Origin of the sequence: Acetobacter sp. DsW_059 (assembly GCF_002153695.1) — a bacterium.
In the GTDB taxonomy this organism is placed as follows: domain Bacteria; phylum Pseudomonadota; class Alphaproteobacteria; order Acetobacterales; family Acetobacteraceae; genus Acetobacter; species Acetobacter thailandicus.
Window position 1 is genome coordinate 1 of record NZ_JOPI01000078.1, and the last position, 435, is coordinate 435.

At 47.1% G+C, this 435-nt stretch carries 1 pseudogene; it reads left to right on the top strand.

Annotated elements, in window-relative coordinates:
• Positions 1–435 (top strand): annotated as a pseudogene (locus HK25_RS13045) (hypothetical protein); the annotation flags it as partial.

Consider the following 435-nt stretch of genomic DNA (forward strand, 5'->3'; position numbering starts at 1 on the left):
TATACGGCGATTCCGTCCTTTTCTCAGGTTCCTGTACACTCGCAGTACAGGGGCAGACATCGGCGTATACCACAAAGAAAAACCTGAAAATCTCAGCTATTACCAATGCCGGTGGCAATTCTGTTGATCTGAAAATGGGGAACTGGGTTCAGACCAGCAAGATAGACCTGAAAGCGTTTGGTCCATTCCCAAATTACGGAACGGCCTACTATTCAGGTGTTGTTCTGGACAGAACAATGATACGGGATACGCTGAGTTACAGAACATGGGCTGCTATCAGAAAATCAGGAAGCTGGCCTGATAACCTGATTGCACCTCTGCCTGCGTGGATTTTATCCAGCACAGATGCCGCTTCACTGCCTTCCGAGGCTAAATTTGGAACAGATGGTTATCTGTGCTCGATTTATGTTAACGGAGATTTTCACGGAGTGTTCG